This is a genomic window from Zunongwangia sp. L-65, assembly GCF_056859415.1.
This window is the reverse complement of sequence record NZ_JBSXOK010000029.1, coordinates 34,580-44,658: the sequence shown is the minus strand read 5'-3', so window position 1 is coordinate 44,658 and position 10,079 is coordinate 34,580. Positions and strand designations below refer to the sequence as shown.

At 37.0% G+C, this 10,079-nt stretch carries 5 protein-coding genes; all 5 read right to left on the bottom strand.

The window, feature by feature from the left end; all coding sequences use genetic code 11:
- Nucleotides 1–607 precede the first annotated feature (607 nt).
- From AC13DP_RS02325 to AC13DP_RS02305, 5 genes are read right to left on the bottom strand one after another with little or no spacing between them, the layout of a single operon-like run.
- Nucleotides 608–2,035: a TolC family protein gene (locus AC13DP_RS02325; protein WP_228249075.1), complete on the bottom strand. Its 1,428-nt coding sequence runs from the start codon at nt 2,033–2,035 to the stop codon at nt 608–610.
- A 3-nt stretch (nt 2,036–2,038) separates the two neighbouring features.
- Entirely contained in the window at nt 2,039–2,710 is a 672-nt protein-coding gene (locus AC13DP_RS02320) for an ABC transporter ATP-binding protein (protein ID WP_347407753.1), read from the bottom strand.
- Between the two features lie 33 nt (nt 2,711–2,743).
- Nucleotides 2,744–5,158, bottom strand: a complete 2,415-nt coding sequence (locus AC13DP_RS02315; protein ID WP_483067232.1) for an ABC transporter permease — start codon at nt 5,156–5,158, stop codon at nt 2,744–2,746.
- A 38-nt stretch (nt 5,159–5,196) separates the two neighbouring features.
- Nucleotides 5,197–7,611: an ABC transporter permease gene (locus AC13DP_RS02310; protein WP_483067231.1), complete on the bottom strand. Its 2,415-nt coding sequence runs from the start codon at nt 7,609–7,611 to the stop codon at nt 5,197–5,199.
- Between the two features lie 39 nt (nt 7,612–7,650).
- Complete coding sequence (locus AC13DP_RS02305) at nt 7,651–10,077, bottom strand: ABC transporter permease (protein ID WP_483067230.1); 2,427 nt, start codon at nt 10,075–10,077, stop codon at nt 7,651–7,653.
- Nucleotides 10,078–10,079 lie beyond the last annotated feature (2 nt).

Sequence of the window (10,079 nt, the reverse complement as noted above, 5' to 3'; positions counted from 1 at the left end):
GTTACGCTCGAAATGACAGAGAGTTTTGTCATCTCGACCGAAGCGGAGGGATCTCTTTTGGAATTTTTATTTAGTTTGAGAATTCTCGACTTCATTTCGTTACGCTCGAAATGACAGAGAGTTTTGTCATCTCGACCGAAGTGGAGGGATCTCTTTTTGAATGTTTAGTTTGAGAATTCTCGACTTCATTTCGTTACGCTCGAAATGACAGAGAGTTTTTGTCATCTCGACCGAAGTGGAGAGATCTTTTTTGGAATTTTTATTTAGTTTGGGATTTCTCGGCTTCACTTCGTTACGCTCGAAATGACAGAGAGTTTTGTCATCTCAACCGTAGTGGAGAGATCTCTTTTGGAATGTTGAGTTTGAGAATTCTCGAGTTCATTTCGTTACGCTCGAAATGACAGAGAGTTTTGTCATCTCGACCGAAGCGGAGAGATCTTTTTTGAATTGTTTAGTTTGAGAATTCTCGACTTCACTACGATACGCTCGAAATGATAGAGAGTTTTGTCATCTCGACCGAAGCGGAGAGATCTCTTTTTGAATGTTGAGTTTGAGAATTCTGCTTCAGTCGTAATGACATTACCTTATAAATATTGCTCACTAAAAGCTACGATCCAGTTTCCATATTTCCGCGGTAATATTCCATTACTTTTACTCGGAGTAAATATTGAAATTTAGCATTAGCCAGGTTAATTCTGGATTGGTCTAAACTGTTTTTACTTACGATATACTCTACAATGGTAGAAGCACCAGCGTTATATCGAATCTCATTAACCCTAAAACTTTCCTGATAGGCATCCACCTGTTCTTCTAAATTTTGCCATTTTTGGTAAGCTGTTTCCATATCAGCGTGAACCTGGATGATACGTTGTCTAAACTGATTTTTGGTACTTTCGAGTTCAATTTCGGATTGTTTTAGATTGATTTTTTGCAATTCGACATTGTTTTTAGCTCGGAATCCATTGAAGATAGGAATGCTTATAGAAACCCCTACACCTGAATTGAGGTTATTAGAAAACTGATCTAAAAATGAAATATCGGCCGTTGCATACTGAATCTGGCTCGCCAGTACTGGTAACGATTGCCCATTATACTGAATATAACCTCCGGTTTCAACGATTTCACTTCCATTTTCTGTAAAGGTACGTGCTGTGCTGGAATAATTCGTGTTTAATTGCGCAAATAATCCAACTTGTGGATAGTAATTGGAACGGGCAATTTTCACCTGTTTTTCTGCAGCTTTAATTCGGAGTTCCCGGGCTTTAAAGGTAGCCAGGTTTTTCACCGCTTCTTTAAAAACATGATCAGCACTTAAATTGTACTTTTCATAAACTTCAAGCGAATGATAAGCTTCCGGGAAAACTTTGTAATCAATATTTAGTAAAAGTGCTAGCTGAGAAACCGATTGTTTCAGATTGTTTTCAGCATCAATAACACTGTTTTCGTCAGCCGAATATTGACCTTTGATATTGTTGAATTCTGCCGGATTTGCATTTCCTTCTTCATTTAATTTCTGTAATCTATCCAGCTGTCTTTGGGTATTTAAGCGCCTGATTTCTGCAAGTTCTAATAAATCTTCAGCGTTTAAAATACCCAGATAAGCCATGGTGACATCTAAAATAAGATTTTGACGTGCTTCCTGCACTTCAGCTTCAGCAGCTTTAATATTCAGCTTATCCCTTTTTAACTGGTTTAGCAATCTAAATCCGTCAAAAACGATAGCGTTAAGATTTAGTCCGGCGTTCGAGTAATTCAGTTGTTGTTCGATCACATCATTAGAATAGGGGTCGATACTTCGCCCGTTCGTAATTCCGCCAGATATGCTTCCGTTTAAACTGGGTAAAAATTCATTGCGACTTTGTTTAAAATTCACAGTGGCCGATTCTGAATTTAATTTTCGGGATTTTAGATCAGGATTATTTTTTAAAGCTAAAGTGATACAGTGCTCCAGATTGAGTACGACCGAATCTTGTTGCGATCTACATAAAAATGGGCAAATAATGATGAGTATGATGATTGATGATTTTAAGTCCATATATTAAGATTTCGCGATACTACCGTCTAAAAGATTGATGATTTTAGAGGCATAAGCTGCATTACTTTCTGAGTGTGTGGCCTGGATGATGGTCACCCCATCTTCTTCGTTTAATTGTTTGAAAAGCTGCATAATTTCGTCGCTTTGTTTGGAGTTGAGGTTTCCGGTAGGCTCATCGGCAAGGATTAATTTGGGTTTAGAAATTAATGCTCTCGCAATTCCTACCAATTGTTGTTGGCCACCGCTAAGTTGATTTGGGAAAAGGTCTTTTTTTCCTACAATATTAAAGCGATCCAGCATATCACCAACCAGTGCTTTACGTTCATTCGATTTTACACTTTTGTATAAAAGCGGCGTCTCGATGTTTTCGTAGACGGTAAGCTCGTCGATAAGATGATATTGCTGGAATACAAAGCCAATGTATTCTTTGTATAATTTAGAGCGATGTTTTTCCTTCATATTATGAATGGTTTCTTCCAGAAATTTATATTCACCTTCCTGAAAACCATCTAACATACCGATAACATTTAGTAAGGTAGATTTACCGGAACCTGACGGCCCCATAATTGAAATGAATTCCCCTTCTTCAACTTTAAGACTTAAATCGTTTAGCAGAAATGTTCTTCTTCCGCCGGTAGTTACCCATTTGTAAATGTGGTCTAATTCTAATAACATGTTTTTATTTTTTATCTAAAAGTTTAACTTCACTTACTCTGTTCGTAATGATTTTACCGGATTTTGTAACGCGGCTTTTACAGTTCTAAAACTTATGGTGGCAACAGCAATTAAAAGTGATAATACACCTGCCGCGATAAAAAACCATAGGCTTAATTCAATTCTAAATACATAATTTTGTAGCCATTCGTTGGTAAAATACCAGGCAATTGGTGTGGCGATCACAAAAGCAATTCCCACCAGGATTAAAAAATCTTTGGTTAATAACAAGGTGATATTGGTGACTCCTGCGCCAACAATTTTTCGAACACCAATTTCTTTCGTACGTTGGGTTACTACTAAGATGGACATGGCAAAAAGCCCAATACAACTTAAAATAATAGCGATTATCGATCCGCTTGTAATCATGCGAGTTAATCGTTTTTCATTTCTAAAGGTGCGATCGATATTTTCATCAAGAAAAGAAGCAGCAAATTCGGCATTAGGTTCAATATTAGCCCAGGCATCTTTTATCACATCATAAGTTTGTGAAGCGGTATTTGGAGCTACTTTTATATAAGCATAATAAAGATCCCAGTTTGGATCTACAGAGATGGTAAGTGGAGCGATTTCTCTATTTAAATCCTGAAAGTTATAATCTCTAAGTACCCCGATAATTTTATAATTCCTGTGGTCATCAATTGGGATCATTTTATTTAAAGGCTCTTCTTCCTGAAGCAGTTTTGCCATTGATTCGTTAATAATCAGGCTAAGACTATCTGTGGCAAAATTTCGGTTAAAATCACGTCCTTCTTTCAGTTTCAGGTCTAAGGTTTTTATATAATCATAATCTACAGCTAGTACATTAGTATTAATATTTCTACCCTGATATTCAAATCCCATCTGACTTTCAAAACGGGAACCCGTAGCATCGATTCCCAAAATATTATCGGCACCACTAATGTTTAGGATATTTGGATTGTCCTGAAGTTCATTCCGTAGTAATTTTAAAGATTCTCTGGCCGATTTTTTACCGTTAAGCGGAAATGCGATCACTTGTTCTTTATTGAAACCTAAATTTTTATTCTGCATATAATGTAATTGCTGCCACAACACCAAAGTTCCTGTAACCAAAAGAATGGCAATACTAAACTGAAAGACCATCAGCACGTTTCGCAATCTATTTTTACCACTCATATCCAGTTTTCCTTTTAGTGACTGAATAGTTTTTAATTTTGAAAGTAATAATGCAGGATACCCACCGGCGATTAAAGTGATTATCGCCAGAATAAGTAAAAAGCCCAGAATCATCGATGGATTTATGATACTACTGAACTCAGCTGGAACTCTAAATAAAGACTGAAAAGGATCGGCGACCAAAAGACTTATCAGTAAACCAATAATTGCTGAAGTAAGAAAAATAAACACGCTTTCTGCCCAAAATTGAATAAATAGCTGAGCTTTTGCAGCGCCTAGTGTTTTACGCATGCCAATTTCTTTTAGTCGTTTTGTGCTTCGGGCAATGCTCATATTAATGAAATTTACGCTGGCAATTAGAATAATAAGCATTCCTATTCCAAAGATCAGGTAAGGGTAATTTCTGGAAACTTCAAAAAGATGATTTTTAATTTTTACAAAATGCCAATCGGTAATCGGCATTAACTTTAGTTTTTTAAAATTTCCTTCCGCATTAGGTTGTGCACCATCACGTTGTGCATCTTCGATATCTCCTTTAAAGTGAAGGTTAGTGAATTTTTGAGCATTTTTTTCAAAATTGGTTACGGCAACACCATTTTCTAATTGTACGTATACATGATGATTTCTATTTCCCCATTCGCTTAAATTTTCCTGATAATCCGGCATGTTTTCGATAGAAACAGCAATATTAAACTTATCATTAGTGTTTTTAGGCAGGTCTTTTAGTACAGCACTAACTACAAATGGTTTTAATTGACCGCCCATCTGAATATCTAATGTCTTGCCGATAACACTTATTTCTCCAAAGATTTTCTTAGCACTTTCAGCAGTGACTACCACCGAGTTTTGATGTTCGAGCAGATTATTTTTTGTTCCGTAGCGAATGGGAAAAGAAAACATCTTAAAATAATCGTTGTCCAAAAAAGCCACATCTAATAGCAATTCTTTCTCTCCCTTTTTTACCAGATTATAAGCTTCACGGTATCGGCTAGTATATTTAATCCCAGGAACTTCTTCTTTAAGTGTAGGTGCCATGGCGAGCGGCTGCGTTATATTAGCTTTTGCGCCCTCTGGGTTTTGTGAAATAAAATAAGAGATAAATAAACGATCCTTATTCTCATGAAAATTATCAAAAGAAAGTTCGTAAACTGAAGCGATACTAAGTAGTATGGCAGCAGCAAAGGCGATGGATAAGCCAAAAATGTTTAGGCCCGTAAAGGTTTTATCTTTGATGAGGTTTCGCCAGGCGATTTTGATATAGTTTTTAAACATGATTAATTATTTTGTCCCGATAGTTATCGGGAGATGATTTATTCAGTTCTTAGGGATTTTACCGGGTTTTGTAATGCAGCTTTGATACTTTTAAAGCTGATGGTAATTAGAGCAATAGCTAGTGTGATGATAGCAGCCAGTATAAACTGCCAAACACTTAAATTAATACGATAGGCAAAATCCTGCAACCATTTTTGCATAGCATAATAACCCAAAGGAAAAGCAATTAAAAAAGCAACAAAGATCAATTTGATAAAATCTGCGGCAAGCATTCCCACTATTTCACCGACATTGGCTCCTAGCACTTTACGAATCCCGATTTCTTTAAAGCGTTGTTCTGTTGCGAATGTGATTAGCCCGAATAAACCTAAACACGCGACAAAAATGGTGAGCATCGTAAAAGCGCTTAAGATGATGCCCATCCTTTTTTCATTGCGATACGTCTCTTCAAAAGACTCGTCTAAAAAAGAATAGGTAAAGGCTTGTTGCGGGTTGAATTTTGACCATTTTTCTTCAGCAAAATCGAGAATCTTACTTACCTCAGCATTTTTGGTTTTTATAATTAATCCGCCATAGGGATTGTATGCCAGTACCAAAGGATCGATCTCGTTATGTAAGGATTTAAAATGGAAATTTTTTATAACACCAATCACCGTAAATTCTTCATTTTCCGGATCTGCGGCTCTTTTAAATGTTTTTCCGACAGGGTTATCTCCTAAGTCTAAAATTTTAGCGGCTTCTTCATTAATAATCGCTTTATTAGATTCATTTTTTAATTCCGCAGAAAAGTTCCGCCCCTTAATGAGCTCTAATCCCAACGTAGGTAAGTATTGCTCATCTACATCGTAAAAAAAGAATTTCCTCAGATACTCATTATTCTTAAAAATACCTTGCACGTGATTGTCTGTTTCTCCCGCAGGAACAAAAGCAGACCTGCTTACACTGGCTATACCCGGATTTCTAAGCAGTTCATCCTTATAGGAATTCACCTTTTCTGAACCCATTTTATAAGCATCTCTCAACACGATTACCTGATCTTTATTATAGCCTAATTTTTTATGCTGAATGAACTGCATTTGCTTGTAGACAACAAGGGTTGCCAGAATTAGCCCGGCCGAAATCACAAACTGAAAAACCACCATTCCACTTCTTAAGCTGTTTTTTCTTCCGCTACTTGCAAACTTACTTTTAAGGGCCATTAAGGGTTTAAAGGAAGAAAGTACAAATGCGGGATAGGCTCCTGCCAGCAAACTAATAGCAATCACAAAAGCCAACAATAAAAGAACAGTTGGAACATTTAAAAAGCTAAAAAACTGTAGTTCTTTACCCGCCAGGTCATTAAATGTTGGTAAAAGAAGCGCTATAATACCTGCTGCCAGAAAGGTTGCAAAAGAAGTTGTGAGTAAAGATTCGGTTAAAAACTGTGTTACCAATTGTTTTTTATCAGATCCCAGTACTTTTCTAATTCCTACTTCCCGACTGCGTTTTGTAGCGGTTGCAGTAGCCAGATTCATAAAATTTATGCAGGCGATAAGCAACATAAATAGTGCTATAGCACTAAAAATATACATGTATTTGATATCTCCGGAAGGGGAAAGCTCGGTATTCGGTGCAAAATCTGAGTACAGATGAATATCCGTAAGCGGTTGTAAAAACAACCCCAACTTATTGTTCTTTTGAAACTCCTCGTATGATATACCTATGGCTTGCTGTACCTGGTCGCTTATATACTTCTTCATCCAAGAAGGGACCTGGGCTTCTAACTGCGCAAGGTCCGTACCGGGCTTTAGGGCTAAGTAGGTCGCAAAACCGGAATTCACCCAGGAGTTTGAAGTACTACTTTTTTTATTCTGCATCGGGATGAACACATCAAACTGCAAGTGGGTATTATGCGGGGTATTTGTGAGCACTGCTGTTACTTCAAGATCTTGTTCTATATCCTGAAATTTTATACGTTTTCCTATTGGGTTTTCAGTACCAAAATACTTTTTAGCTTCAGAAGAAGTGAGCATTACGCTATTGGGGTTTTTAAGTGCTGTTTTGGCGTTACCTTTTATAAACTTGAAGCTGAAGACTTCAAAGAAGTTAGGATCTACATAAGCCGCCCGTAGATTTTCAAAAGTCGTATTGTTATACAGAATTTGCGGATTGTACACCGTACTCAAGCGCGTAGCATTCTTCACTTGTGGAAAGTCTTCCTTAAAGGTTTTGGCTACAGGAGCTGCCACCATAGCTTCGTTAAGCTCTTCCCCGTTTACATTACCCCGCAACACAACCCTGGCGATATTCTCGGCATTATCATAATAACGATCATAGCTAAGTTCGTCCCAAACGTAAAGAGTTATCAATAAACAACTGGCAATACCTATTGCCAGTCCAAATATATTTAGTGCGCTATACCCCTTATTTTTCCAAAGGTTTCTAATGGCGATTTTTAAATAGTTTCTAAACATAACTGATGAGGTTTGTCCCGATGATTATGGGGTGATGAATTATTCCGTTTTTAAGCTTTTTGCGGGATTGATGAATGCTTTTTTTGCAGATTGGATTCCCACAGTTAACATAGCGATACCTATTACTACTAAAGCTGCAAGGCCAAAAACCCACCATTTTATTTCTATGCGATGTGCATAATCCTGAAGCCATTCCTGCATTGCATACCATCCAATTGGAATTGCTATAATAATGGCTACAGCAATGGTTTTTAAAAAGTCTTTAGAGAATAGCATCACGATAGATTGTACCGATGCGCCAAGTACTTTACGAATCCCTATTTCTTTTACGCGCTGCTCTGTCACCTGAACGATCAAACCAAAAACACCCAGGGCCGCCAGAAATAAACTAAGCGCACTAAAGAAGCTGAAAAACTGTAAAAGTTTGGTTTCGGCTTCGTATTGTTTTTGCAATAGGTCTGAAACATTATCGATTTCCAGAAGCTTGTAAGGATAAAATTCTTGCCATAATTGGTTGATTTTAGCTATAACTTTTTCCTCAGATCCAGGTTTTATACGCATGAGTAGGCTTCCGCGATCTGGATTTTTATCAGCCTGAATCACGATTGGTTTTGCGCTGGTTCTAAGATTTTCATTATTAAAATTGCTCACAATACCAACAGGCGTTGCTTCCAAAGCTTTATTAGCGACATTTAATTGATTAATTTTTAAAAGTTTTGCAGCCTGAGCGGTAATAAGAGATGGTCTTTTTTTAAGCTCAGCTTTTTTGACCGAATCCATTTCATTATAAAAACTTTGTGGCAGGGCATCACCGCCAAAATCATTGCTCAAAAATCTTCCTTTTTCAATTTCCAGGCCTAAAGTTTCAGCTAGATCGGTATCTGCAAACATATACCAGATCTCCACTTCATCACGAGAATTATCCGGACTTTCAACTCTTCGATTCATACTTCCGCCTGCATAAGAGGGTAGCCAGGAAGAAATGCTCGCTTTTTCTACAAATGGGCTTTTAAGTAATTCGTTTTTAAAACTCTCACCTTTATTCTGCCAGGTATTATACTTAATGCTTAAAAGATTGGAAGCATCGAACCCAATATCTTTAGATTTTAAAAGTGTTACTTGTTGGTTTACCACGATCATGGCGATGAGTACAACCAGTGAAATTGAAAATTGAAAGATCACAAGTCCTTTTCTTACAAACTGAGTTTGGCCCGTGCCGCTAGATCTAAATTTCTTGCGCAATGAAGCCAAAGGATTTATTCTTGAGATCAATAGCGCAGGATATAAGCCCGTAAGGATGCTTAAGGCGAAAATCGATGAAATGGAACATAAAAATAATAATGCAGAATTGCTGAAAGTGAGCGCCAAAGGATGATCGATATAATTTACGATACCGGGTAAACTTAGCTGATAGATCACAAAAGCAAGAATACCAGAAATAAGAAAAAACAATCCAGATTCTGCTAAATATTGTGAGATAAGTTGAAAACGATCTGCTCCTAAAATCTTCCTAACACCAGTTTCCTGCATTTTGTGAGAAGCTCTGGCTGTAGTTAGATTGATATAATTGATGCAGGCGATAACCAACAATAAAATCGCTATCGCACCCAAAATATAAAGTTTCTGGGCACTTCCTTTATAGGTCTGGTGAAGACCAAAATCAGATTTTAAATAAATATCCTGTAAAGGCTGTAACTCAAATTTATCTGGATGTTCAGCTTCGGTATAATTTGAATACCAATTATTATATTTTGTCTCAAACTTTGTTTTATCCATATCCTTTTTTAGGCTTAGATAATAGCTTTGAAAAAATCCAAACTGCTGCTTACTAAGCACCTCTGTTCTGGGTTTATACAGATAAATCACTTGCCCTTTAAGATGTGTATTTTCAGGAATATCCTTGAAAATCCCCGTGATAAGATACTCGTTAGGCTCATTGCTGTAAGAAGGAAGATCTTTGATCGTTTCTCCAACCGGATTTCTACCATTAAAATATCTTTTTACTAATGATTCTGAAATTACAATAGTTGGAGTTCTTTCAACTAAATTCTTTGGACTTCCTGAAATGATTTCAACATCAAACATCTCCAGAAATGAAGGAGTGGTTTGGATCACTTTGGTTTTTGTGCCTTCACCCTGAATATTTCTAAAATTAAAATAGATATCAAATTGCTGGACGGTGGTAATAGCTTCCACTTCCGGGAAATCTTTTAGCGCCATATTAGTTCCCGATAGTGCATAATCTCCTTTTTCTAAAAGTTCTCCGTCTCGGGTATTAATAGTATTTACTCTAAAAATCTGGTCCTTTTTTGTCCAAAATCGGTCATAAGAAGATTCATCGATCACTACGGTGGTCACGGCAAGACAGGCAGCTAAACCAATGGTTAAGCCAATAATATTGATTAGAGAATAGGTGCTGTTTTTAAGCAGGTTCCTCCAGGCGATTTTGATATGATTTCTGATCATGA

Bases quoted from the DNA above. Each gene is read 5' to 3' on its own strand.
- AC13DP_RS02325 (WP_228249075.1), bottom strand. From the start codon at position 2,035: ATGGACTTAAAATCATCAATCATCATACTCATCATTATTTGCCCATTT.
- AC13DP_RS02310 (WP_483067231.1), bottom strand. From the start codon at position 7,611: ATGTTTAGAAACTATTTAAAAATCGCCATTAGAAACCTTTGGAAAAAT.
- AC13DP_RS02315 (WP_483067232.1), bottom strand. From the start codon at position 5,158: ATGTTTAAAAACTATATCAAAATCGCCTGGCGAAACCTCATCAAAGAT.
- AC13DP_RS02305 (WP_483067230.1), bottom strand. From the start codon at position 10,077: ATGATCAGAAATCATATCAAAATCGCCTGGAGGAACCTGCTTAAAAAC.
- AC13DP_RS02320 (WP_347407753.1), bottom strand. From the start codon at position 2,710: ATGTTATTAGAATTAGACCACATTTACAAATGGGTAACTACCGGCGGA.